Annotated in this window: 25 protein-coding genes; 20 read left to right on the forward strand and 5 right to left on the reverse strand. The window is 61.4% G+C overall.

What is annotated here, in order from left to right:
- Positions 1 to 23 precede the first annotated feature (23 nt).
- Entirely contained in the window at positions 24 to 629 is a 606-nt protein-coding gene (locus tag M2368_RS08760; protein ID WP_498724353.1) for a class I SAM-dependent methyltransferase, read from the reverse strand.
- A 419-nt stretch (positions 630 to 1,048) separates the two neighbouring features.
- Here M2368_RS08760 and hflX point away from each other — a divergent pair, with 419 nt between their 5' ends.
- From hflX to M2368_RS08775, 3 genes are all read left to right on the forward strand, one after another.
- Positions 1,049 to 2,617 (forward strand): GTPase HflX, encoded by a 1,569-nt coding sequence (gene hflX / locus M2368_RS08765; RefSeq protein ID WP_105661882.1) that lies wholly within the window; start codon positions 1,049 to 1,051, stop codon positions 2,615 to 2,617.
- Positions 2,610 to 4,607, forward strand: coding sequence for an ATP-dependent DNA helicase (locus tag M2368_RS08770; protein WP_105658159.1), 1,998 nt, complete (start codon positions 2,610 to 2,612; stop codon positions 4,605 to 4,607). Before hflX ends, M2368_RS08770 begins: the two co-directional genes overlap by 8 nt.
- Before the next feature lie 105 nt (positions 4,608 to 4,712).
- Positions 4,713 to 5,792, forward strand: coding sequence for a glycoside hydrolase family 76 protein (locus M2368_RS08775; protein ID WP_133832952.1), 1,080 nt, complete (start codon positions 4,713 to 4,715; stop codon positions 5,790 to 5,792).
- Positions 5,793 to 5,848: 56 nt separating this feature from the next.
- On the opposite strand, the gene lexA is transcribed toward M2368_RS08775, so the two are convergent.
- On the reverse strand, positions 5,849 to 6,568 hold the full coding sequence (gene lexA, locus M2368_RS08780; protein ID WP_105658157.1) for a transcriptional repressor LexA: 720 nt from the start codon (positions 6,566 to 6,568) through the stop codon (positions 5,849 to 5,851).
- Positions 6,569 to 6,826: 258 nt separating this feature from the next.
- Here lexA and M2368_RS08785 point away from each other — a divergent pair, with 258 nt between their 5' ends.
- The 8 genes from M2368_RS08785 to M2368_RS08820 all read left to right on the forward strand — a co-directional run bounded on the left by M2368_RS08785 (position 6,827) and on the right by M2368_RS08820 (position 13,045).
- Positions 6,827 to 7,180 (forward strand): LysM peptidoglycan-binding domain-containing protein, encoded by a 354-nt coding sequence (locus M2368_RS08785; RefSeq protein WP_105658156.1) that lies wholly within the window; start codon positions 6,827 to 6,829, stop codon positions 7,178 to 7,180.
- A gap of 81 nt (positions 7,181 to 7,261) precedes the next feature.
- Positions 7,262 to 8,368 carry a histidinol-phosphate transaminase gene (locus M2368_RS08790; RefSeq protein WP_105658155.1) on the forward strand — a complete coding sequence of 369 codons (1,107 nt, stop codon included), beginning with the start codon at positions 7,262 to 7,264 and terminating at the stop codon, positions 8,366 to 8,368.
- A 22-nt stretch (positions 8,369 to 8,390) separates the two neighbouring features.
- On the forward strand, positions 8,391 to 9,011 hold the full coding sequence (gene hisB / locus M2368_RS08795; RefSeq protein ID WP_013348471.1) for an imidazoleglycerol-phosphate dehydratase HisB: 621 nt from the start codon (positions 8,391 to 8,393) through the stop codon (positions 9,009 to 9,011).
- Positions 9,012 to 9,647 carry an imidazole glycerol phosphate synthase subunit HisH gene (gene hisH, locus M2368_RS08800; RefSeq protein WP_105658154.1) on the forward strand — a complete coding sequence of 212 codons (636 nt, stop codon included), beginning with the start codon at positions 9,012 to 9,014 and terminating at the stop codon, positions 9,645 to 9,647.
- Positions 9,648 to 9,649: 2 nt separating this feature from the next.
- Positions 9,650 to 9,799, forward strand: a complete 150-nt coding sequence (locus M2368_RS08805; protein WP_166650645.1) for a CG2302 family histidine operon protein — start codon at positions 9,650 to 9,652, stop codon at positions 9,797 to 9,799.
- Positions 9,800 to 9,826: 27 nt separating this feature from the next.
- A complete protein-coding gene (priA, locus tag M2368_RS08810; RefSeq protein WP_105658153.1) occupies positions 9,827 to 10,564 on the forward strand; it encodes a bifunctional 1-(5-phosphoribosyl)-5-((5-phosphoribosylamino)methylideneamino)imidazole-4-carboxamide isomerase/phosphoribosylanthranilate isomerase PriA in 738 nt (245 codons plus the stop codon).
- A 220-nt stretch (positions 10,565 to 10,784) separates the two neighbouring features.
- The gene (locus M2368_RS08815; RefSeq protein WP_498724356.1) at positions 10,785 to 11,666 is read left to right on the forward strand and encodes an SseB family protein; all 882 of its coding nucleotides are present in this window, start codon (positions 10,785 to 10,787) and stop codon (positions 11,664 to 11,666) included.
- 41 nt (positions 11,667 to 11,707) lie between these two features.
- Complete coding sequence (locus tag M2368_RS08820; protein ID WP_105658151.1) at positions 11,708 to 13,045, forward strand: MFS transporter; 1,338 nt, start codon at positions 11,708 to 11,710, stop codon at positions 13,043 to 13,045.
- On the opposite strand, the gene M2368_RS08825 is transcribed toward M2368_RS08820, so the two are convergent.
- Both M2368_RS08825 and M2368_RS08830 read right to left on the reverse strand, forming a co-directional pair.
- Positions 13,042 to 13,587: a GNAT family N-acetyltransferase gene (locus tag M2368_RS08825; RefSeq protein WP_286134277.1), complete on the reverse strand. Its 546-nt coding sequence runs from the start codon at positions 13,585 to 13,587 to the stop codon at positions 13,042 to 13,044. The two genes, M2368_RS08820 and M2368_RS08825, sit on opposite strands and share 4 nt — an antisense overlap.
- Positions 13,588 to 13,691: 104 nt before the next feature.
- On the reverse strand, positions 13,692 to 14,057 hold the full coding sequence (locus M2368_RS08830; protein ID WP_013348478.1) for a DUF1844 domain-containing protein: 366 nt from the start codon (positions 14,055 to 14,057) through the stop codon (positions 13,692 to 13,694).
- A 330-nt stretch (positions 14,058 to 14,387) separates the two neighbouring features.
- On the opposite strand from M2368_RS08830, the gene infC reads away from it, so the two are divergent.
- The 9 genes from infC (at position 14,388) to M2368_RS08875 (ending at position 22,455) form a co-directional block, all read left to right on the forward strand.
- On the forward strand, positions 14,388 to 15,038 hold the full coding sequence (gene infC / locus M2368_RS08835; RefSeq protein WP_388023856.1) for a translation initiation factor IF-3: 651 nt from the start codon (positions 14,388 to 14,390) through the stop codon (positions 15,036 to 15,038).
- Between the two features lie 165 nt (positions 15,039 to 15,203).
- Positions 15,204 to 15,398 carry a 50S ribosomal protein L35 gene (gene rpmI / locus M2368_RS08840; protein WP_013348480.1) on the forward strand — a complete coding sequence of 65 codons (195 nt, stop codon included), beginning with the start codon at positions 15,204 to 15,206 and terminating at the stop codon, positions 15,396 to 15,398.
- Positions 15,399 to 15,502: 104 nt separating this feature from the next.
- Entirely contained in the window at positions 15,503 to 16,153 is a 651-nt protein-coding gene (rplT, locus tag M2368_RS08845; protein WP_105658148.1) for a 50S ribosomal protein L20, sunset domain variant, read from the forward strand.
- Positions 16,154 to 16,264: 111 nt separating this feature from the next.
- A complete protein-coding gene (locus M2368_RS08850; protein WP_498724357.1) occupies positions 16,265 to 17,179 on the forward strand; it encodes a TrmH family RNA methyltransferase in 915 nt (304 codons plus the stop codon).
- Positions 17,169 to 17,609, forward strand: a complete 441-nt coding sequence (locus M2368_RS08855; protein WP_105658146.1) for a (deoxy)nucleoside triphosphate pyrophosphohydrolase — start codon at positions 17,169 to 17,171, stop codon at positions 17,607 to 17,609. Before M2368_RS08850 ends, M2368_RS08855 begins: the two co-directional genes overlap by 11 nt.
- Before the next feature lie 72 nt (positions 17,610 to 17,681).
- Entirely contained in the window at positions 17,682 to 18,323 is a 642-nt protein-coding gene (locus tag M2368_RS08860) for an LppM family (lipo)protein (protein ID WP_146112307.1), read from the forward strand.
- Between the two features lie 142 nt (positions 18,324 to 18,465).
- Entirely contained in the window at positions 18,466 to 19,545 is a 1,080-nt protein-coding gene (gene pheS / locus M2368_RS08865) for a phenylalanine--tRNA ligase subunit alpha (protein WP_105661889.1), read from the forward strand.
- A gap of 3 nt (positions 19,546 to 19,548) precedes the next feature.
- Complete coding sequence (pheT, locus tag M2368_RS08870; protein ID WP_498724358.1) at positions 19,549 to 22,092, forward strand: phenylalanine--tRNA ligase subunit beta; 2,544 nt, start codon at positions 19,549 to 19,551, stop codon at positions 22,090 to 22,092.
- A gap of 153 nt (positions 22,093 to 22,245) precedes the next feature.
- Positions 22,246 to 22,455: a hypothetical protein gene (locus M2368_RS08875; RefSeq protein ID WP_105658142.1), complete on the forward strand. Its 210-nt coding sequence runs from the start codon at positions 22,246 to 22,248 to the stop codon at positions 22,453 to 22,455.
- On the opposite strand, the gene M2368_RS08880 is transcribed toward M2368_RS08875, so the two are convergent.
- Positions 22,452 to 22,934, reverse strand: coding sequence for a GNAT family N-acetyltransferase (locus M2368_RS08880; protein WP_498724359.1), 483 nt, complete (start codon positions 22,932 to 22,934; stop codon positions 22,452 to 22,454). The genes M2368_RS08875 and M2368_RS08880 overlap by 4 nt on opposite strands.
- Between the last annotated feature and the right edge of the window lie 76 nt (positions 22,935 to 23,010).

The following is a 23,010-nucleotide window of genomic DNA, read 5'->3' on the forward strand; positions in this document are numbered from 1 at the left end:
ATCTGCGGTTTGCCTTCGGTCCTCTAGGCCGGGCGCGCTACCTTCAGCACGCGGAAGGCCTTGGCGGTCGCTTCGCGGGTGATCTTCCACTCCGAGGGAAGCTGCTCAACCAGCCACTTCTGCAACGAGTCACTGCCAAGGTTCTTCTGCACCACCATCCAGGCCTCGCCGCCCGGCGCCAAACGGGGCAACCACAGCATCAGCAGCTCATGCAGGGCATCCTTGCCGATGCGAATGGGCGGGTTGGACCAGATGGTGTCGAATTCCAGGTTCGGATCCACGGATTCAGGAGTGCCGACAACAACGTTGGACAAGCCCAACGCCGTGGCGTTCAAGCGGGCCAGATCGATGGAACGCTCATTGACGTCGACGCCGTAGACCTCGGACTGCGGGGACTGCTCGGCAGCGGCCAAGGTGATGGGCCCCCAGCCGCACCCGATATCCAGGATGCGTCCGCGAGGGGCCGGCACGTACTGCAGCAATACCGCTGTGCCCTTATCCAGCCCGGCAGGGGAGAAAATGCCGGAGGCCGTCTGCACTTTGCGCAGCGAGCCATTGAGCTCGACTTCGATGATGCGACGTTCGTCTGCCGAGGCCGGGCTGGCGGTGAAGTAGTGATCCGAGGTCATAGGCAAAGTTTATCGCCCAGTACGGTTACCCCAAAGAACAGGGTCTCCAACGTGAGCAAAGCGATATAGGCACGACACGATATCACTGATAGAGTTTTCCCTATGACTTTCATTTTCGTCTAATACGTAATCCTCTTGGTTACCCGCGATTCCACGAGCTGGCCGTGCACTTCTTGCGCGCCCACCTGCATGAATCAGCAGACAGCAAAGTCATTTCCCCTTCTTGGCAGTTCTTCTTTTTGGAACCCCGCATTCGCCTTTGCTCACCGGTAACCATGCATTCACCTGTCTGCTCATAGACCTTTACTCCTTGCAAAGGACCACGAATGTTTGATGAACCAACCGAAACTGAACGCGCCACGTCGCAAAGTGGGGCCCACCCGCACTATTCTGGAAAGCGAAGTACTTCTAAGGAGACCATGACTAACTCCGAGTCACACGAGCACGATTCGGCATCTATGGATGATGCCCAGATCCAGGCCGCCATCGATCGAATCCTCGCAGCCGACGATGCGCAGAGCCCGCAGGTCCAGCACTTCGGCGAAGAAGAGAGTTCCATCTTCGCCGGGCAAGCCTCTGCACTGAACCGTTTTTCCTCCGGCCTCACCCATTTCGACGGGGACCAGGAAGATTTGGACGACCGCCGTGCGCTGCGCCGCGTCGCAGGCCTGTCCACGGAACTGGAAGACGTCACCGAAGTCGAGTACCGCCAGCTGCGCCTGGAACGCGTCGTGCTGGCTGGCATCTGGAGCGACGGCACCGTCACCGACGCCGAGAATTCTCTGCGTGAGCTCGCCGCTTTGGCAGAGACCGCCGGCTCGGAGGTCCTGGACGGGCTGGTGCAGCGTCGCAGCAAGCCGGACCCATCGACTTTCCTCGGCTCGGGCAAGGCTGAAGAGCTGCGCGGAATTGTTGCTTCCACTGGCGCCGATACCGTGGTTGTCGATGCAGAGCTGGCTCCTTCGCAGCGTCGCGCCTTGGAGGATATCGTCAAGGTCAAGGTGATCGACCGCACCAGCCTGATCCTGGATATCTTTGCGCAGCATGCCCAGTCGCGAGAGGGCAAGGCGCAGGTTGAACTGGCCCAGCTCGAATACCTGCTGCCGCGCCTTCGCGGTTGGGGAGAATCGATGTCCCGCCAGGCCGGTGGCCGCGTGGGTGCCGCCGGTGGCGGTATCGGTTCGCGTGGACCGGGTGAAACCAAGATTGAAATGGACCGCCGCCGCATTCGCGACCGCATGGCGAAGCTGCGCCGCGAGATCAAGGCCATGAAGCCTGCGCGCGAAGCCAAGCGTGCCAACCGCAAGCGCAATGAGGTTCCGGCCGTAGCCATTGCCGGCTACACCAACGCTGGCAAGTCATCGCTGCTTAACCGACTGACCAACGCCGGTGTGCTGGTGGAGAACGCGCTGTTCGCTACCCTGGACCCGACCGTTCGCCAGTCGGCGACCGAAGACGGGCTGACCTACACCCTGGCCGATACCGTGGGATTCGTTTCCAACCTTCCGACCCAGCTGGTGGAAGCCTTCCGTTCCACTTTGGAGGAAATCGCCGATTCGGATCTCATCCTGCACGTCGTTGACGGGTCCCATCCGGATCCCGAAGGGCAGATCCAGGCCGTGCGCACCGTGCTCGGCGAAGTCGACGCGTTGAACATCCCAGAGATCATCGTGGTGAATAAGGCTGATGTGGCTGATCCGTTCGTTATCGAACGCATCCGCAACAAGGAATCCAACACTGTGGTTGTCTCTGCGCATACCGGTGAAGGCATCCAGGAGCTGCTGGAAAAGATCAGTTCCTCGATTCCACGCCCCGGAGTCCAGCTTGAGGTACTCATTCCCTACAACCGGGGGGATTTGATCGCCAAGCTGCACCAGAGCGAATCCGAGATCCTGGAAAGCGAACACCTGGAGGAGGGCACCCGGCTGATCGTCAAGGTGCGCGATTCCTTTGCTGCAGAGTTGGAGACCTTCAACCTTCATGGATAAGCAAGAGCAGGCCCTGGGGCTCCTGGAGGCCGCGGTCACTTCCATGGGCGGCGCCATGCGCACCGGCCAGCAGGAAATGGTCAAGCACGTGGTCAGCGCGTTGGAAGACGAAAAGCATTTGCTGGTGCAGGCCGGTACCGGAACGGGCAAGTCCATGGGCTACCTGATTCCGGCACTGGCCCACGCGCAAACCAGCGCCAAGCCAGTGATCGTCTCCACCGCGACATTGGCGCTGCAATCGCAGATTGTCGGCCGTGACGTACCGCGATTACTCGACTCGCTCAAGGGCAAGCTCTCGCGCCCGATGGATGTCGCGCTGCTCAAGGGGCGCTCGAACTACCTGTGCCAGTACAAGCTCGGCGGCGGATACCCGGATGACGAAGGCACTCTTTTTTCCATGGACGAGCCGGCAATACCTGCCGGCACCACTTACTCGCCGCTGGCTAGCGAAGTAATGAAACTGCGTGAATGGGCCGAAGAGACCGACACGGGTGACCGCGATGAACTGGTGCCCGGGGTTAGTGACAAGGCTTGGAAGCAGGTCTCGGTTTCGGCCATGGAGTGCCTCGGCTCGCAGAAGTGCCCGATGGCGGACGAATGCTTCTCGGAAATGGCGCGTGCCCGTGCCGCCGAGTCCGACGTGGTCATTACGAACCATGCGTTGCTGGCGGTTTCGGCCTTCGAGGGGCTTTCGGTTCTCCCGGACTTCGAAGTCGCGATCATCGATGAGGCCCACGAACTGCAAGATCGCGTGACCAGCTCGGTTTCGGGCGCGCTCTCCTCGCGCATGGTGCTTACCGCCGCTGGCGGTGCCAAGCGCCATTGCGGTATCAATGCGGATGAGATGGTCAAGGCCGCAAACCGCCTGGAAAAGTCGTTGACCGGGTTGCCGACAGGCTTGCTGGAACATGGTCTGCGCGAAGACATGGGCATTGCCCTGAACGACATCGTGGAGCAGGCCCGGCTGGCTCTGGCGCTGTCCAAGCCCGAAGCCAATGCACCGGCCGATGGCGGCCGCCAGACTGCCCGCTCCCAGCTGCAGGCAGTGATGGATGATGCGATTCGCATGCTCGAATCCGAAGAACGCCGCGAGGTCCTGTACACCACCCGTCCGCGGGAGTTTGTCGAAGGCCGGGGCTACGTCGAGGCCGATGAGAGCCAGCCTGCAACCTTGAACGTGGCACCGTTGTCGGTGGCCGGCAAGTTGCGCGAGGGCCTCTTCGACGGGCGCACGGTCGTATTGACCAGCGCCACCTTGGCCATTGGCTCGCAGTTCGACTCGGTAGCAGGCTCCTTGGGCCTGATGGGCGCCGGCGCTCCATCATGGACCGGCGTAGATGTTGGCAGCCCTTTCGATTACCCCAAGCAGGGCATCCTCTACGTGGCCAAGCACCTGCCCAAGCCAGGACGCCAACTGGCGGCGGAGACGCTGGATGAGATCGAAGATCTCATCAAGGCCTCCGGTGGCGGCGCCTTGGCGCTGTTCACTTCCAAGCGTTCCGCCGAGGAAGCGGCAAGCATCTTGCGCGAGCGCCTGGACGTGGAAATCTTGTGCCAGGGTGAAGCCAGCATGAAGTCGCTGGTCGAACAGTTCAGCAGCGAACGCGACACCTGCCTGTTTGGAACCATGACCTTGTGGCAGGGCGTAGACGTGCCAGGCGATTCTTGCCGGCTGGTCATCATCGACAAGATTCCTTTCCCGCGCCCGGATGATCCTATCTCCAAGGCCCGTTCCGAGGACGTGGCCAAGCATGGCGGAAATGGCTTCATGCAGGTTGCCGCCACCCATGCGGCGATTCGCCTGGCCCAGGGTGCTGGGCGCTTGATTCGTTCGGTCGGGGATAAGGGCGTTGTGGCGATCCTTGATTCGCGCATGGCCACGGCGCGGTACGGCAGCTTCTTGAAAGCTACCCTGCCGCCGATGTGGCCGACTGTCGATAAGAAGGTCATCACTGGTGTTCTCAAGCGATTGAACCCGGGCGGGAAATAGCCGCGGCCAGAGTATGAACTTGAGCTGTCCTTCGGGACAGCTCAAGTTCTTTAACCGGTACCAGCATGATGCTTCCAGATGCACTAAGGTCTGTGACAAGAACTGATGAAGCTCGAATCGGAAGGCACCATGGAGTCCATGCAGGAATTGGCGCACCAAGCCGCGATCGACACCCACCAGCGGTTCGGGCATCGCCTCATGGGGTTGCCCGGAACGTGGATTGGACAGAGCTACAGCAAAGCGCATCGGTTGCGCGACGGAAGCATGCTCAGCAATCTCAATGGTTTCGCGCACCCGCTTGCGGAGTGGAACTATTGGTGGCAGGCGCACTATCTGGATGCCATCATCGATGAGGGCCGATCGTACTGGGACGAAGGCAACGAACACCGGGCGCGCGAAGCGCTTGCCCGGGCCAACGGCCTATTGCGCGGCATTCGAATTCGAAACTTCGGGATCTTGCCCAACTACTTCTTCGACGACATGGCTTGGCTTGCCCTGGCCAGCGGCCGCCTGTCAGAGTTCACGCAGCTGGTGACGGGACACAGGAGCCGTCCTGCCGAGGCGGCAGTTCGGACGCTGGGACGGCAGCTCCATGCCGGCATGGATGGGGTGCTGGACGGCGGCCTGTACTGGTCCAGAAAGCGGGATTTCAAGAACACGCCAGCCAACGCGCCGGCGGCACTGTTCTTTGCCCGTACCGGGGAGAAAGAGACCGCGCGAGAGCTTCTCCAGTGGCTGGAAAAGAATCTGTTCAGCGTGGAGCGAGGACTGTATCTGGACGGACTTCGGTTGACCACGCAGGGACACGCCGTGGAACCAGCGGTCTACACCTATAACCAGGGCCTGGTGCTCGGGGCATTGCTTGAGCTTGGCGAGCCTGCTGATCTGGCTCACGCTAAAGTACTGATCGATGCCACCACGAAATCGCTGTCAACTGCTGCCGGGGTCCTCTCGTTCAACAGCGGGGGAGACGGCAACCTGTTCGCGGGGATACTCTGCCGATATCTGGCCCTCGCCGGTAATGATGTCCGCATAGAAGCCCGGAGCCGGGAGCAGGCCAGGAGGCTGGTCATGGCAACGGCGCGCCATCTGGCTGACCAGGAACCACGCCGGCTTTCGGCGGCAATCCAACGCTGGATGATCTTCTCGGCGGCCGCTCAATTCGAGTTGAACGCCGGCCAATAGCGGGTTAAACGAGAATTGCGCTGGTGCCAAGCACCAGCGCAATGACCGTACGTATTCTAGAGCGAGCGCATCACCGAGACGACGCGTCCCATGATCGTTGCGGCATCACCCAAAATTGGTTCGTAGCGCGAGTTCTGCGGAAGCAGCCAGGTATGCCCGTCACGCTGCCGGAAAGTCTTTACCGTGGCTTCTTCATCGAGCAGGGCAGCTACGATGTCGCCGTTGTCCGCCGTCTGCTGGCGGCGGACAACTACCCAGTCGCCATCGCAAATCGCAGCGTCAACCATTGAATCGCCGGAAACCTTGAGCATGAACAGTTCGCCGTGGCCTACGAGCTGACGAGGCAACGAGAAAACATCTTCGACGGACTGTTCGGCAAGGATCGGACCGCCGGCAGCGATACGGCCAACCAGGGGAACCATGGTGGTGTCAGCGGAAGTGCTCAATTCAATGATCTTGGCGTCTTCGCTGGCATCTGGCTCGACCGGCTTCGAAACTTCGGCCTTCTCGGCGTCTTCGGCCAGCTGCAGAGGCAGCAGGATTTCCATTGCGCGCGGACGGCGTGGATCTCGACGGATATAGCCGAGCTTTTCCAGCTGGCTCAGCTGGTGGGTGACGCTCGAAAGGCTCTTGAGCCCTACTGCGTCACCAATCTCACGCATCGATGGTGGATAACCGTTCTTGCCGATTGACCGCTGGATCGTCTCCAGGATCTTCTTTTGGCGAATCGTCAGCGAACGTGCATTCGATCGGGGAGTGCGTTGTGAAGCTGACATGAGATTTTGCCTTCCCTAGCAATCATTCGAAAGTTCGTAAGTCCAAACTGTCGGCGCTAGATGGTGAGATGTTTTCATTGCTCGTCTACTTCGAAATCTTAGTAGATAAGCGAGCTTCTTTCAAAGATTTGTTCGAAAACTTCTGGACAAGTTCCGCAAACCTCTGTTAGAACAGATATACGAGGTTCGAACAAGTTTTCGAATCTACGCTTTCGAATACAAATTCGCATCACTTGAATTTCTTGAGGAGACAAAGTCATGGCAACCGTCGCACTTGACTCAAATCAGACCCAGGCACCACTGAAGATCCGCATCAACCGTCGCGGATGGGCCGTGCTTGTGGGTATGCCCATTTTCGCACTCACCATCGCCGCAGCTTTCTTCATCTCCATGTTTGCCTCTGACGCGCATGCCGCAGCCGATACTCCTGTTGGAGTCGGAACCGTTGATGTCACCGTTATTCCAGGGGATACGCTGTGGAGCCTGGCCCGGGATTACGCCACCGGTTACGACGTGACCTCGGCAGTGGGCCACATCGCCGAACTCAATGCCCTGACCGGCAGCGAAATCCAGGTTGGCGAAACCTTGTCGATTCCGGTCCTTGCCGGCTAGCTTCCCCAGCCTGCTTCGAGTTTGTTACCTGTGGCCGTAGCGGATTCACCGGCAGGCGCGCTGCGCACGTAGACTTGATGCGTGAATGACCGCAGTGAACTTTTGAGTCAGCTGCCCTTGCGTGAGAATCTCCGCGGGCTATCCCCTTATGGCGCACCACAAATTGACGTGCCCATCCAGCTGAACGTCAACGAGAACACCCATCCGTTGCCACCGACAGTCGTCGATGCCATTGCACAAGAGGTGGCCAAGGCGGCGGCAATGTTGAACCGGTATCCGGACCGCGAGTTCACCGAGCTTCGCGAACTCCTAGCCGATTACCTCGGCCACTCGCTCACCAAGGACAATATCTGGGCCGCTAACGGTTCCAATGAAATCCTGCAGCAAATCCTGCAAGCCTTTGGCGGCCCCGGCCGTGCCGTGATGAGCTTCGGCCCAACCTACTCCATGTACCCGCTGCTTGCCAGTGGTACTGACACGAAATATATCGCCGGTGAACGCGCCGCAGATTTCACGTTGTCCGCCGATTCCGCAGCCGCACAGGTTCGCGAGCACAAGCCGAACATCGTTTTCCTCTGCTCTCCGAATAACCCCACCGGCACGGCCCTTGGCCTGGACGTCATCACCGCGGTATATGAAGCCATGAGCGAGCATAACGGCATGGTGATCGTGGATGAGGCGTACGCCGAGTTCTCCTTGGCCAGCACCACCTCGGCGCTGAGCCTGCTCGAAGGCCGCCAGCGGCTGATTGTCTCGCGCACCATGTCCAAGGCTTTCGGCCTGGCCGGTGCGCGCGTAGGCTACCTGGCCGCTGCGCCAGAAGTCACCGATGCCATCCGCTTGGTGCGACTGCCGTACCACCTGTCGGCAGTGACCCAGGCAACCGCCATCGCGGCCTTGAAGAACATCGAGTTGCTGTTGGCCCAGGTCGAGGACATCAAGTCCCAGCGGGACCGCATCGTCGCGCGCCTGAAGGAACTTGGCCTCAAGCCATCGGTCTCCGACTCCAACTTCGTCTTCTTCGGTGGCGTCGAAGACCCCCACAAGATTTGGGAAGGCCTGTTGGAAGCCGGCATCATCATCCGCGACAATGGAATCCCGGGAACCTTGCGTGTTACGGCAGGAACCGAATCGGAAACCACAGCCTTCTTGGAACGACTTGCCGAACTGCTCGGCTCGCAGAAGTAATCAAAGACAAGCGAAGGAAGACATGTCTGCCGAATTGATTGGCGCACGTCGCGCCCGCATGGAACGCGTGACCAGCGAATCGTCCGTATTCGTTGAACTGGACCTCGATGGCACCGGTGTCTCTGAGATCAGCACCTCGGTGCCGTTCTACGACCACATGCTGACTGCGCTATCCAAGCATTCGCTCATCGATCTCACCGTGCGTGCAACCGGCGATACCCACATCGACGTTCACCACACCGTCGAGGACACCGCGATCACCATTGGCGAAGTACTGCGCGTGGCACTGGGCAACAAGGCCGGCATCCGCCGCTTCGGCACCTCCTACGCTCCACTGGACGAAGCCCTGTCCCGTTCGGTAGTCGATGTGTCGGGCCGGCCATACCTCGTGCACTCCGGCGAGCCTGCGGGCCAGGAATACCACCTGATCGGTGGTCACTTCACCGGTTCGATGACCCGTCACGTCTTCGAAGCCATCACTTTCCACGCACAGATCTGTGCTCACATCGAGGTGCTCTCGGGTCGCGACCCGCACCACATCGTTGAAGCGCAGTTCAAGTCCTTCGCGCGCGCATTGCGCGAAGCGGTAGAGCGCGATGAGCGCATGGGCGACAAGATCCCATCCACGAAGGGTGCACTGTAAGTGGAAAAGAAAACAGTAGTTGTCCTGGATTATGGGTCCGGCAACGTCCGCTCCGCTGTGCGCGCTTTGGAAGCCGCCGGTGCCGAAGTGGAACTGACCGCAGATCCGAAGAAGATCGTGGCCGCCGACGGCCTGGTAGTCCCCGGTGTTGGCGCCTACGCCTCGGTCATGGAGCAGCTGGCCAAAACCGGTTCCCTGCGTTGGATCGGTCGCCGCATTGCCGGGGGCCTGCCGGTTTTGGGTATCTGCGTGGGACACCAGGTCTTCTTTGAAGAAGGCGTGGAACACGGTGTGAAAACCGAAGGCATTGGCGAATGGCCGGGCAAGGTTGAACGCCTGCAGTCAGATGTCATCCCGCACATGGGCTGGAACACGGTACGCCCGCCGGAGGGATCCAAGCTGTTCGCCGGCATCGAGGGTGAACGATTCTACTTCGTGCACTCCTACGCTGTTCAGAAGTGGGAATTCGACGTAACGCAGCCAGCGATGACCCCGCCACAGGTGACCTGGTCGACGCACGGAACGCCCTTCGTGGCCGCCGTCGAGAACGGCCCGCTATCGGCAGTGCAGTTCCACCCGGAGAAGTCCGGGGACGCTGGCGCGCAGCTGCTTCGCAATTGGTTGGGGACGCTCTAGGCATGTGGACCCTTATTCTGGGCGTTGTCGGGGCCTTCCTGATTGGCGGAGCCATCTCGCTGAAGAGCCAGAAGGCCCATATCTCATGGATCATCGCGCTGTGGGTACTTGCAGGCCTGAGCCTGATCGCAGCCTGGTCCTTGACCTACTAATCACATTACTTCTTCACTAAGGACATCATGAGCGAGCAACCAATCCTCGAACTTTTGCCTGCAGTAGATATCGCTGGCGGACAGGCAGTGCGCCTGGTCCAGGGCGAAGCCGGTTCCGAGACCGGATACGGCGACCCGCTGGAAGCTGCGCTCTCCTGGCAGAATGCCGGCGCTGAATGGCTGCACCTGGTCGACCTGGACGCAGCCTTTGACCGTGGCAGCAATGTTGAGATTGTCCAGCGCATTGCCAAGGAACTGGATATCAAGGTCGAGCTCTCCGGCGGTATCCGCGATGACGCTTCACTTGACCGGGCCCTGGAATTCGGTGCTACCCGCGTCAACCTCGGAACCGCCGCGCTGGAGAACCCGGAATGGACCAAGCAGGCCATTGCCCGCCACGGCGACAAGATCGCCGTGGGCATGGACGTGCGCGGAACCACCTTGTCCGGCCACGGCTGGACCAAGGACGGAGGCGACCTGTGGGATGTTCTGGCCCGCCTCGAAGATGCCGGATGCGCCCGTTACGTCGTCACCGACGTGACCAAGGACGGCACCCTGCGCGGACCGAACGTTGAACTATTGCGCGAAATCGCTGCCAAGACCAGCAAGCCGATTGTCGCCTCGGGCGGCATCTCCTCGCTCGAAGACCTCCGGGTCTTGCGCGAGCTGGTTCCAGAAGGCATCGAAGGAGCCATCATGGGCAAGGCGCTGTACTCGGGCCAATTCACCTTGCAAGAAGCGCTCGATGTAGCAGGTCGCCGCTAGGCCCCATGCTGCAGCAGGGAAAGACGATTCAGGAGCTCGCGCTTTTGAATCGTCTTTTTTATTCGTGAAAGCGGATCCCGGTCTTTCCCTCCTCGGGCCCGCGACTGCGCGCAGGTGCTGGGAAAGAAATCTGAAATCATCGGATAGGGGTGTCCAAGCTCATGACTGCAGTTTTGAAACTTCCCTCCAACAACCCCGAAACCACCGATAGCATGGAGCTATGAGTACCGAGCAACCTGAATCTGCACCCAAACGCCACCTGCCGGGACATATTGTCGCTGCACTGGCGCAGGCAGGCTCTAGCACCGACTCTGCCGGTCAGGACTGGGAAGGCCGGGACCTGAGCGGTGAAGGCAACCCCCTGCATAATTTCGACAAGGACGACGGCAAGGCCGACGCCAACGTCGTTGCCGCACTGGCGGCCTTGCGCGATGGCAGCGCAGGGGAGGGCGAGGTGCATAAATCCTTGTCCGAGGCACGCGTTTTCGTTGCGGTGGTAGCCCAGCTCGGCGAAGAAGCCATGACGGAACACGGCTTCGCATCCGACAAGGAAGCCGATATGGCGCTGGTGAAAATCAAGGCTCCAGATGGCCGCATGGCCCTGCCGATCTTCACGACCGTCGAACGATTGCAGGCTTGGCACAAGGAAGCTCGACCAGTGGCGGTTTACGCCCCGCGGGCGGCCCTCTCGGCAGTCAGCGAGGAATGCCAGCTGCTGGTACTCGATCCCGGAAGCGCATTCACCTTCGTGCTTCGACGACCGGGGGTCTGGAACCTGGCCAAGCAGATCGACTGGATTCCGAGTTATCAGAACCAGCAGATCGCCAACCTGGTGCAGGATGCAACCGAAGGCTTTGGCCAGTTGCAGACCGTCAAGGTTGCCCCGGGCAGGGGAGTCGGCTCACGCAGCAAGGACGGGCAAGTGGTCCTTGGCGGAGGTCCCGGACCGGAACTGAACTTGCAGTTTGTTTTTGCTCCCGGAACGAGCGAGAACGACGCTCGCGAGACGACTCGCGCAATCCACGGACGTTTGTCCCAAAACACCGAATTCGCTGAAGCAGTGGATTCCCTCGAACTCAGTTTGCACAGCGCGCCGAACTAAACCGGCGGGCTCCTTTCGACCAGACAAGGAACTTTCCGGGCATGAAAAGCTATTGGCAGATTTTGCGTCAACCGCAGATCTCACTTTTGTTGCTGATTGGCATGATTGCCCGACTTCCGCACTCCGCATTGAGCATGCTGCTGCTCCTGCATCTGGTGAACAACCTCGGCCAATCCTGGGTTTCGGCCGGTCTGGTCACGGCCGTCATGACCTTGGGCATCGCCATTGGCGCCCCGTGGCGCGGTGCCCGCGTAGATGTCTGGGGATTGCGCCGCGCGATGATCCCATCGGTGATCGTCGAAACACTCGTCTGGTGCACGGTGCCGCATGTTCCACTGGTCTGGGTGTACCCGCTGGCCTTCATCGGCGGACTCTTCGCGCTACCGGTCTTCTCAGTGGTGCGTACCGCGCTGGGCATCATGACCACCGGCGAACAACGCCGTACCGCCTTCGCCTTGGATGCCACCGCCACCGAACTGGTGTTCATCGTCGGACCTGCAAGCGCCGGCATTGTCGCCACCCAGATCAGCAGCGTCATTGGATTGAGCGTCATCGGCGTGACCTCGACGGTTGCCGGGTTGGCGCTGATGATCCTGAATCCGCCAACGCGCAGCGATGATCCCAAGGCGATCGCCTCGCGGGCCAACGTGCACGAGGAACGCTTGGGGGCGGAGGCCAGCTTCATTGCGGCCGCGCCGATGGGTGTACCCGAAGTCGAGGGCGAGCTGATCGCAGCCGGCATGAAGTCTGCCCGCGCCCGCATCAAGCAGCGTGGCCGCAACTTCAAGAACCGTTTCAACTGGGTCAGCGCTTCGGTCCTGGCAGTATTCATTGCCGCGGCCGGAGCAGGCATGCTGCTCACCGGCACAGAAGTGGCCATCGTGGCCGAATTGGACGCGTCGGCGCAGAGCCACCAGCTGGGTCTGGTGTTCTTCTTCTGGTGCGGAGCTTCGCTGGTCGGCGGCCTGATCTACGGGTCGATGAAGCGGGTTATTTCTCCACTGGTGCTGCTGCTGAGCATGGCCGTGCTGACGATCCCCATGTACTTCGCGTGGGATACCTGGTCATTGGCGCTGTTCTCCGCACTCCCCGGCTTCCTGTGCGCGCCGACGCTGTCGGCGGCCTCTGAGTGGCTCACCGACTTGGTGGCCGAAAAGCGTCGCGGCGAAGCCATGGGCTGGTATGGCTCTGCGATGACCGCTGGCACCGCGTTGGGATCGCCGATCACCGGCATATTCGTCGACAACCTCGGACCCGCCCCGGCCTTCCTTGGCATCGGCGCCATGGCTGCAGTGGTCGTGGTGATTGCCTTGATTGCGCAGCAGATCCGCCGCCGCGTTCGCCGCGCCCGCCGCCGTCGCCTGGAAACGATCGCCTAGGCTGGTGGAGCTGCCCTGAGCCGCGAGTACATGTACATGTCCCTGCGTGCGGTGCCCACCTGTTCCCAGCTGCGCAGCAAGCCTTCACGCTGGAAGCCGCACGCTTCAGCGGCCCGCCACGACCCCTCGTTCCACGGCTCCACGTAGAGCTCGATCCGGTCGATTCCCGGATGCTCCAATGCCCAGGCGCCGAGCGCAGCCAACGCGTGCTTGGCAATGCCGCGCCTGCGGTGCTCCGGTGCGATCCAGTATCCGATGCTGGCCCTGCCGTGGTCGGCATTGCGCAGCCACAAGCCGATTTGCCCAACGGCACGATCCGTGGCCGTTTCGGCTATGGCAAATGAATACCCGCTGCCCTCGGCCACCCGGCGGTGCTGGCGCTCGATGAATGCCGCATAGCCGGCTTCAGTTCCTTGCGCCGGGACCGTGGTGATTTGCGTAATGTAGGGGTCCGTGGAGGCCTGCCTCACGGCAGGAATGTCGCTGGGCTGGAAGGGGCGGAGCCGGAAAGCACCGGCGTCGATCACTGGTTGTTCGAGCATCTGCATGATTCCAACCTAGCTTGGTGATCCAAACAACAAATGGACCCGTTTCCCTGGGGAAACGAGTCCATGATGTTAATCTCTTAAAATTCAACCAATATTACCTAGTTGACCGGTCCGGTGAACTTCTCGCCCGGGCCCTTGCCTGGTGCATCCGGGATGATTGAAGCTTCGCGGAAGGCCAGCTGCAGGCTGCGCAGGCCGTCACGCAAAGGCGCTGCGTGCTGCGAGCCGATCTCAGGCGCACCGGCGGTGACTAGGCCTGCCAGTGCGGTGATCAGCTTGCGGGCCTCATCGAGATCCTTCAGCTCATTGGCATCTTCGCCCTCTGCAAGTCCGCACTTGACTGCTGCTGCACTCATCAGGTGGACGGCGGCCGTGGTGATGATTTCAACGGCTGCAACTTCTGCGATATCGCGCACCTGCTGGTCGACAGCGTGCTGGTGCGAGTTGGTGTCTTCGTTAGTCATACTGCTAAGCTTGTCACAGACCGACTCGATGCCGGTACTTCTCGCAGTTCTCCAGCTAGCACTGGATGAGGGATTCGTACTAGTATTGAGCCATGCAAGTGGAGGCCAACTCCCACCCGCTGTCGCCGTTTCCAGGCTTCCGGGTATTTCGGCAGGATTGCAGCAATGCATTCCCCAAGCGCTTACGCAGGAGCAATCCCGTGTTCGGCTTTGTCGTTCTTTTTGGCCTTCGCCTGCAATCGCAGACGGGGGCCTTCTTTGTTTGCGGTCATGGATTACGAATTTCAGGAGTGACACATCAGCGATCCACGCATTAATGAGCGCATTCGCGTGCCAGAGGTACGTCTCGTCGGCCCTAATGGCGAGCAGGTAGGCATCGTCCGTATCGAGGACGCGCTTCGTCTTGCTCTAGAGTCCGATCTGGACTTGGTCGAGGTGGCACCCAGCGCCAAGCCTCCAGTGTGCAAATTGATGGATTTCGGCAAGTACAAGTACGAAGCCGCTGTCAAGGCTCGCGAAGCTCGTAAGAACCAGACCAACACGGTCTTGAAGGAAGTCCGCTTCCGCCTGAAGATCGACACCCACGACTACGAGACCAAGGTCGGCCACGCACTGCGCTTCCTGGGCGCCGGCGACAAGGTCAAGGCCATGATCCAGTTCCGTGGTCGTGAGCAGCAGCGTCCAGAGATGGGCATTCGCTTGCTTGAAAAGTTTGCAGCAGACGTCGCCGAAGTTGGAATCATTGAATCCAGCCCGCGCATCGATGGCCGAAACATGGTCATGGTTGTTGGTCCGCTGAAGAACAAGGCAGAGGCTCGCCGCGAACAGCAGCAGAAGTCGGGTGGCCGCAGCGCGGCCAAGCGAAAGATCCGCACCGACGCGCCGGCTGAGACCGAGGGCCAGAATGTCGCAGCTTCCATGGATGATGAAGCCCGCGCCAAGTTGGAGCAGGCACGTCAGGCAGCTGAAGGCGACGCCTAGCCAAGCCTGTTGGGCTTTCGAGCCCGTCACCGTTCACGGTGAAGGATCTTCTTCCGGGAAGGTCCAACTACAAGAGAACAACAGCGGTCACCTTTATCGGGGCCCGCTTCGGATGATCCCCACCCGGTGCTTTACCGGGTGGAGCACGTAAGGAGAACGGCAGCTATGCCGAAGTTCAAGACTCACAGTGGCGCCAAGAAGCGCTTCAAGCTCACCGGTAGCGGTAAGCTCGCTCGCCAGCAGGCCAACCGTCGCCACTACCTGGAGCACAAGTCCTCGCGCGTTACCCGTCGCCTGGCTTCTGACCAGATCGTCGCTAAGGCCGATGTAAAGACCATCAAGCGGATGCTGGGCCTCTAAGCTCTCCCTTTCGCAATACGGGGAAGCAATACCCCACCACCCATAGATTTCACCCATCCCGCAAAATCGCGGGCACTGGGGAACTGACTTGAAGGAGTACACACGTGGCACGTGTGAAGCGGGCAGTAAACGCCCACAAGAAGCGTCGCGTCGTTCTGGAACGCGCAAAGGGTTACCGCGGTCAGCGTTCGCGCCTGTACCGTAAGGCCAAGGAGCAGCTGCTCCACTCGTTCGTTTACAGCTTCAACGACCGCCGTAAGCGCAAGGGCGACTTCCGCCGCCTGTGGATCCAGCGCATCAACGCTGCATCCCGCGCCAACGGCATGACCTACAACCGTCTGATCCAGGGCCTGAAGGCTGCTCAGATCGAGGTTGACCGTCGTATGCTCGCAGAGCTGGCTGTTTCGGACTCGAACGCTTTCGCTACCCTGGTAAAGCTTGCCAAGGATGCACTTCCAGCTGACGTCAACGCCCCAAAGGCTGCCGCTGCTGAGGTTGCTGCACCTAAGGCTGCCAAGGCTCCAAAGGCTGCTGCCAAGTCCGTCGAGGGCGAAGGCGTAGTCAAGGCCGTTGAAGGCGAAGACGCACCTGAGGGCTTCATCATCAAGGGCAACGCCGGCTCGAACAAGTACCACGTTCCAGGCTCGACCTGGTACGACCAGACCGAAGCCGAGTTCTGGTTCAACTCCATCGAAGCTGCCAAGGCTGCAGGCTTCGAACCAGCTGGCGGCGAATCCCGTCAGCAGATGAAGTAAATCTCTTCTCCCTTTGAGCTGAGGCTCAGGTAGGACAGATCACACCGAAGGGTGGGTCCCGCGCACAGCGCGGACCCGCCCTTTGCGTGTTTCTACCGGTATTCTCGAGACATGAGCAGTTTTCCTCCAGAAGTGATGTCCAATCCACGCGCCGAACGAGTCAAGGCCATCGCGCGTCTGGCCAAGAGCAAGGGGCGCGAAGCCACCGGCGAATACCTCGTTGAGGGCCCGCAGGCGGTACGCGAAGCACTCAAGGCCCATCTGGAGGACGACAACCTGGTCCAGGGCGTCTATGTTGTCGGCGGCTTTCTGGAGAGCCACGAAGAATTCGTGCAGCTGCTCGATAGCGCCAAGGTTCCAACCCGCATCGTCACCGGCGAAGTGCTGCACGCCATGGCTGACACCCAGACCCCGCAGGGCATTCTTGCCGTGGTCGCCATGTCCCAGCCGCAGCTGAGCGAGGTGCTGGACACCAAACCGAAGCTGATCGCCGTGCTCTGCCGCATCCAGGACCCGGGCAATGCCGGCACCATCCTGCGTGCCGCCGATGCCGCCGGAGCCGATGCGGTGATCCTGACCAAGGGCAGCGTGGATATCTACAATCCGAAGGCCGTGCGCTCCACCGCCGGCTCGCTGTTCCACGTACCGGTGCTGAACAACATCGAATTCGACCACCTGGTCGCCGCCGCGAAGACCACCGGAAGCCAGATCCTGGCCGCCGACGGCTATGCGTCGCACAACCTGGACACCCTGCAGGATGCCGCCGTGCTGCGTGCAAGCCAGCCAGACACCGAAGCGCCAGAAGCACAGCCGGTGCTGGAAGCGCCAACCCTGTGGCTGTTCGGCAATGAAGGCCAGGGGCTGGAGGAGCACGAGAAGGACGCCGCCGACTACCGCGTGGCCGTGCCGCTCTACGGTGTTGCCGAATCCCTGAACGTGGGTACCGCATCCACCGTCTGCCTGTACGCTTCGGCCCGCGCCCAGCGCTCAGCGAATCGGAGCGCACTGGACTCCCATGGCAGCTGAACTCAAGCAAATTGTTGCCGTGGCCATCGTCGATGACCTGGCCCGGCCCACCAGGCTGCTTGCCGCGCGCCGCAACCGCCCTCAAGCCCTTGCCGGGCTCTGGGAATTCCCCGGTGGAAAAGTCGAACCCGGCGAGAGCGAAGTCCAGGCCGTGCACCGCGAGCTGCGCGAGGAACTCGGGGTGCAGATGCGTCTTGGCGCGCCCATCCCAGGCCCGCATCCCCAAGGGTGGCAGCTGAACGAGAAGGCTGCCATGCGCATGTGGTTCGCCCAGATCACCGAGGGCGAGCCAGCGACCCTGGACGGGCATGACCAGCTGGCCTGGCTGGAACTCGATGACTCGCTGTCCGCCGTCGTCCCGTGGATTCCGGCCGATGCGCCGATCGTGGCGGCATGCCTGGCCCAGGCACGTGCCGGGGCGCAGCACTAAACACCCGTAAGCTTGTTACCGCGCCAACTTCTGGCACTGTGCCTATAGCCGATATTTTGAGGAGCACTTTTCGTGAAGCGATTTATGAGCGTTATCGCTCTGGCCTTCGCCGCCGTCCTAGCACTTTCTGGTTGCGTCAACATGAACGCAGAAGTCAACGTCTTGGGCAAAGACAAGGTCGCCGGGGCCATGCAGTTGACCCTGCACAAGTCGACGCTCAATGGCGTCAGCTTTGAAGAAGTCCTCGAGAGCCAGATCGACATCGAAATGATGGAACAGCAGCTGGGGGACCAGTGGAGCTACAGCAACATCGATGATGGCGAAAACGTCGGCCTGCGCTTTGAAACCACCAGCCCGATGACCTACGTCCAGCTGGCTGACGCATTCCGCGTCTTCGGCTTCGAAATCAACCTGGGCGATGACGGGAAGGAATACTCCTTCTCGATGCCGGGCGACAAAGCCACCGTGGATTCTTCCTTCACCGAAGCGAACCTGCACGTCACCTTCCCCGGCGCAGTCACCTCGCACACCCCGGGTACCGTCGAGCACCACACCGTCACCTTCGATATGATCAAGGGCGCCGCCACCTACCAGGCTACCGCCAAGGTTGACCACACCATGTTCTACTCCGCAGTATTCGGCGGGGCGCTGCTGGTTTTGACCTTCGTCTTCGTTGCCGCTTTCGCGCCAAAGGGTGCCAAGGAATCGCATTAATGAGCAGCAATCCTGCTTCAAGGTAAGAAGCTTCACGCCAAGGGCCCGTCATCGGTGAAACGATCACGGGCCCTTAGCCATAGAATGGAAGCAAAGTGTTCTACGCGTAAGTACAAGATAAGAGTAAGGATCGATCGATCCCATGTCTGATCAGACAACTGAACAAGCTCCTGTCGGGGAGTCCAATGTTCCGCACCCAACCGATGAAGCCGGCATCCAGGGCGCGGTCGACGCCGCCCTGGCAGCCATCCAGGCCGCTGGCGACCTGAACGAGCTGAAGGAAGCGCGCCTGGCCCACACCGGCGAGAAGTCCGCGCTGTCCCTGGCCAACCGCCAGATCGGCAAGCTGGACAAGACCCAGAAGGCTGTTGCCGGCAAGCTCGTCGGCGGTGCCCGCGGACGGGTCAACAAGGCCCTGGCTGCCCGCACCACCGTGCTCGAAGAAGCCGAAGCCGCCCGCATCCTGGTCGAAGAAACCGTGGATGTCACCGCCGCCGCCCGCCGCCGCAGCGTTGGCGCCCGCCACCCGCTCTCGGTCCTGCAGGACCGTGTATCCGACATCTTCGTCGGCATGGGCTGGGAAATCGCCGAGGGCCCGGAAGTCGAATCCGAATGGTTCAACTTCGACGCGCTGAACTTCAAGCCGGACCATCCTGCCCGCGAAATGCAGGACACCTTCTTCGTGGAGCCTGCCGACGCGCACCTGGTGCTGCGTACCCACACCTCCCCGGTGCAGGTCCGCTCGATGCTCGAGCGCGATGTGCCGGTCTACGTGCTGTGCCCTGGGCGCACCTTCCGCACCGATGAGCTCGATGCCACCCACACCCCGGTTTTCCACCAGTTCGAAGGCCTGGCCGTGGACAAGGGCCTGACCATGGCCGACCTGCGCGGCACCCTGGAGCACTTCGCCCGGCAGATGTTCGGCGCCGAAGCGCAGATCCGCCTGCGCCCTGCCTACTTCCCGTTCACCGAGCCATCGGCAGAGCTGGACATCTGGCACCCAGGTGCCAAGGGCGGACCGCGCTGGATCGAGTGGGGCGGCTGCGGCATGATCAACCCGAACGTGTTGCGCGCAGCTGGCATTGATCCCGAAGAGTACTCCGGCTTCGCCTTCGGCATGGGCATCGAGCGCACGCTCATGTTCCGCAACGATGTCCCAGACATGCACGACATGATCGAGGGCGACATCCGTTTCAGCCAGCACTTCGGGATGGAGATCTAAGCAATGCGTATTCCACTATCTTGGCTGCGCGAGTACGCGCAGGTACCAGCCGACGCATCGGCTGAAGACGTCATGGCAGACCTGGTCAAGGTCGGCCTCGAAGAAGAAGATGTCCACCGTCCAAGCGATGAGCTCTCGGGCCCCATCGTGGTCGGCCAGGTGATTTCCCTGGAAAAGGAAGTTGCCTCCAATGGCAAGACCATCAACTGGTGCCAGGTTCGCGTGGTTCCAGAAGGCGCCGAGCAGACCCTGACCGGCAAGGGCATCGACCCCTCGGGCGTGCAGGGGATCGTGTGCGGTGCGCACAACTTCGTGGAAGGCGACAAGGTCGTTGTCACCCTGCCCGGCGCCGTGCTGCCAGGGGACTTCAAGATCTCGCCGCGCAAGACCTATGGCCACACCTCGGCGGGCATGATCGCTTCCTCCCGCGAGCTGGGCATCGGCGAAGACCACGACGGCATCATGGTCCTGTCCAAGCTGGGCCTGGACCCGGAACTGGGCACCGACGTCTTCGAGCTCTTCGGCCTGGATGACCAGGCGGCGGAGATCAACGTGACCCCGGACCGCGGCTACTGCTTCTCGATCCGCGGCGTAGCGCGCGAATACGCGCTGGCCACCGGCACCTCCTTCACCGATCCCGCATCGATCGTGACCGTTTCGGAAGCCACCGAAGCCGGCCATGAGGTAGTGCTCCGCGACGAGGCGCCGATCTACGGCGTACCGGGCTGCACCCGCTTCGTGACCCGCGAGGTCACCGGCATCAACCCGAGCCTCCCGACCCCGCGCTGGATGGCTTCGCGCCTGCAGCTGGCCGGCATGCGCTCGATCTCGCTGGTAGTCGATATCTCCAACTACGTCATGCTGGAACTCGGCGCGCCACTGCACTTCTACGATGCTGACAAGCTGGCCGGTGCGATTACCGTGCGCCGCGCCAACGCCGGCGAAAAGCTGGTGACCTTGGATGCCAAGGAACGCGAGCTGTCGGTCGAGGACCTGCTGATCACCGATGAGTCCGGCGCCATTGGCATTGCCGGCGTCATGGGCGGCGCGGCCACCGAGGTCTCGGATTCGACCAGCCGCGTGCTGATCGAAGCCGCTCACTTCGACACCGTGTCCATCGGCCGTTCGCGCCGTCGCCACAAGCTGCCTTCCGAAGCCTCCAAGCGCTTCGAGCGCGGCGTGGACCCACGCATCATGCAGATCGCGGCCCAGCGTGCCGTGGACCTGCTGGTGCAGCTGGCCGGCGGCACCGAAACCGCCAAGGCCACCGACGCGGGCCAGATTCCTGCCGACACCCAGATCCAGCTGCCGGCAGGTTTCGCGGGAGCCCTGATCGGCGTGGACTACACCGATGAGCAGACCATCACCGCGCTGGAAGGCATCGGCGCGAGCGTTGAGCAGAACGCCGAGGGCTTCCTGGTCACCGCACCAAGCTGGCGCCCGGATTTGGACATTAAGGAAGACCTGGTCGAGGAAGTAGCCCGCGTAGTCGGCTATGACAAGATCCCGGCGACCTTGCCTGTGGCCCCTCCGGGCCGTGGCCTGACCCGCGCCCAGTCCCAGCGCCGCCGCCTGCTGCAGGGCTTGGCAGATGCAGGGCTGACCGAGGTCTTGAACTACCCGTTCGTTTCCGAAGCGCAGAACAGCACCTTTGGTGCTGCGCAAGCCGGTACCGAGGTCAAGGCCATTTCGCTGGCCAACCCGATTTCCAAGGAATTCCGCTTCCTGCGCACCTCGCTGCTGCCGGGCTTGCTGGAAACCGCTCGCCGCAACATCGGCCGTGGCTTCCGCGACCTGGCGCTGTATGAAGGAGGCCTCGTCTTCCTGCCAGGTACGCAGCTGGGCTCCTCGGTTCTGCCTCCGCTAGGTGAAAAGCCAAGCGATGAGGTCCTGGCCGAGCTGCTCAACGGCGTCCCTGACCAGCCATGGCACCTGGCCGCGGTTCTCACCGGCCGCGAAGCATCGGCTGCGGCCGGCTTCGCACCGCGTGCCTGGGACTGGGCCGACGCGCTGGATGCGGCGCACTGCGCGGCAGATGTCCTCGGCGTTGAGCTTGAGGTTGCCCAGGGCAGCCACCAGGCCTTCCACCCGGGCCGTGTTGCAGTACTGAAGGTTTCCGGGCAGGTCGTTGGCTACGCCGGTGAACTGCACCCGCAGCTGCTCAAGGACCAGGACCTGCCAGCACGTACCGTGGCCATGGAACTGAATGCTGCCGCACTGATGGCTGCTGCACCTGCAGTGGTTGTTGCCCAGCAGCACCTGTCCGCCCAGCCGCTGGCTACCCAGGACGTGGCCTTGGTTGTCGACCAGGACGTCGTGGCTGGAGATGTGCTTGCCGCCCTTCGCGAAGGCGCCGGTGAACTGCTCGAAGACATCGCGCTGTTCGACGTGTACCAGGGCCAGGGCATCGAAGACGGCAAGAAGTCGTTGGCCTTCGGCCTGAGGTTCCGTGCCGCCGACCGCACCCTGACCGCCGACGAGGCGTCCGAGGCTCGTGCCGCGGCGGTGGCTGCGGCTACCGAGAAGTTCGGCGCGTCCCAGCGCTAGGCTTTTGGCCTGCCAGATGCCCTGCTGCTCTCCTGATGATCGGGAAGCGGCAGGGCATTTTGCTTTGTCGCCATGCCCGGGTTGGACAGGTTGAGGACTACACTTGATCTGGGATATCCCGACAAGGCGACTAGATGAGGGAAGAGGCTTGAAGTGAAGGGATTGCGGTCATGCGGTGCTGTGCTGCTGGTGTTCTTCCTCGGGATCCTGGCCGTTGCCGTCCTCATCGCGGCAGGCTGGGCAGCGGTGCTGTTTATCCAGCGTGGCGCCGGAACCCACCTCGAAGAACCGGCGACCCCGAGCGCTACGGTAGAGGAAGAAGCACCCGATAGGCTCCGCCCATCGGAAACCTACACGCCCTAGCTGGCTGGCGGCACCGGTACAGTGGGAAGAACCCGTGTCAACGTTATGAGCCCAGGGCCTTCCTTCGCCTGCGCGATGAACCCGTAACGGGCAAGCACTTTCAGCGAGGCGATATTCGAGGCATCGGCACGAGCGATAAATGCGCTTCGACCGGTTTCCTGCAATTGCGCGAGCCCCTCGCTGACTATTTCCTTCGCCAAGCCTTGGCCCCAGCATTCCGGGGCGATCCAATAGCCGATTTCGGTGGCATGCCTGCGTTCGGTAGCGGTGAAAAGTCCAACCGGAGAATTCTGGCGGCGCGCGATAAACCAGGAGATCTCCGGACTGCTCAGGGCATGATCCACGCGTTGCGCGGTGTACTCCAGGCTCCAAGTGCTTCCGTCGCCGATATGGGCCATGACGCGTTCGTCTGCAGCCAGGCGCGCAACGAAATCTGCATCCACCTCGGTCATTGGCGTTAGCAGCAGTGAAGGACCCATGGGTTCAGCCTATGCGGGAACGAAGCGCGGGCAAACTTGTTTCATTGGCCGTAGCTTTCCCGAAAAGGTACAAGGC

This window comes from Arthrobacter sp. JUb119, assembly GCF_024807995.1.
GTDB lineage: Bacteria > Actinomycetota > Actinomycetes > Actinomycetales > Micrococcaceae > Glutamicibacter.

Bases quoted from the DNA above. Each gene is read 5' to 3' on its own strand.
- lexA (WP_105658157.1), bottom strand. From the start codon at position 6,568: ATGTCAGCTTCACAACGCACTCCCCGATCGAATGCACGTTCGCTGACG.
- M2368_RS08830 (WP_013348478.1), bottom strand. From the start codon at position 14,057: ATGACTAACGAAGACACCAACTCGCACCAGCACGCTGTCGACCAGCAG.
- pheS (WP_105661889.1), top strand. From the start codon at position 18,466: ATGTCTGATCAGACAACTGAACAAGCTCCTGTCGGGGAGTCCAATGTT.
- hisB (WP_013348471.1), top strand. From the start codon at position 8,391: ATGTCTGCCGAATTGATTGGCGCACGTCGCGCCCGCATGGAACGCGTG.
- hflX (WP_105661882.1), top strand. From the start codon at position 1,049: ATGACTAACTCCGAGTCACACGAGCACGATTCGGCATCTATGGATGAT.
- M2368_RS08855 (WP_105658146.1), top strand. From the start codon at position 17,169: ATGGCAGCTGAACTCAAGCAAATTGTTGCCGTGGCCATCGTCGATGAC.
- pheT (WP_498724358.1), top strand. From the start codon at position 19,549: ATGCGTATTCCACTATCTTGGCTGCGCGAGTACGCGCAGGTACCAGCC.
- M2368_RS08820 (WP_105658151.1), top strand. From the start codon at position 11,708: ATGAAAAGCTATTGGCAGATTTTGCGTCAACCGCAGATCTCACTTTTG.
- rpmI (WP_013348480.1), top strand. From the start codon at position 15,204: ATGCCGAAGTTCAAGACTCACAGTGGCGCCAAGAAGCGCTTCAAGCTC.
- M2368_RS08825 (WP_286134277.1), bottom strand. From the start codon at position 13,587: ATGCTCGAACAACCAGTGATCGACGCCGGTGCTTTCCGGCTCCGCCCC.
- M2368_RS08760 (WP_498724353.1), bottom strand. From the start codon at position 629: ATGACCTCGGATCACTACTTCACCGCCAGCCCGGCCTCGGCAGACGAA.
- M2368_RS08785 (WP_105658156.1), top strand. From the start codon at position 6,827: ATGGCAACCGTCGCACTTGACTCAAATCAGACCCAGGCACCACTGAAG.
- M2368_RS08880 (WP_498724359.1), bottom strand. From the start codon at position 22,934: ATGGGTCCTTCACTGCTGCTAACGCCAATGACCGAGGTGGATGCAGAT.
- M2368_RS08770 (WP_105658159.1), top strand. From the start codon at position 2,610: ATGGATAAGCAAGAGCAGGCCCTGGGGCTCCTGGAGGCCGCGGTCACT.
- M2368_RS08805 (WP_166650645.1), top strand. From the start codon at position 9,650: ATGTGGACCCTTATTCTGGGCGTTGTCGGGGCCTTCCTGATTGGCGGA.
- priA (WP_105658153.1), top strand. From the start codon at position 9,827: ATGAGCGAGCAACCAATCCTCGAACTTTTGCCTGCAGTAGATATCGCT.
- M2368_RS08815 (WP_498724356.1), top strand. From the start codon at position 10,785: ATGAGTACCGAGCAACCTGAATCTGCACCCAAACGCCACCTGCCGGGA.
- M2368_RS08850 (WP_498724357.1), top strand. From the start codon at position 16,265: ATGAGCAGTTTTCCTCCAGAAGTGATGTCCAATCCACGCGCCGAACGA.
- M2368_RS08775 (WP_133832952.1), top strand. From the start codon at position 4,713: ATGAAGCTCGAATCGGAAGGCACCATGGAGTCCATGCAGGAATTGGCG.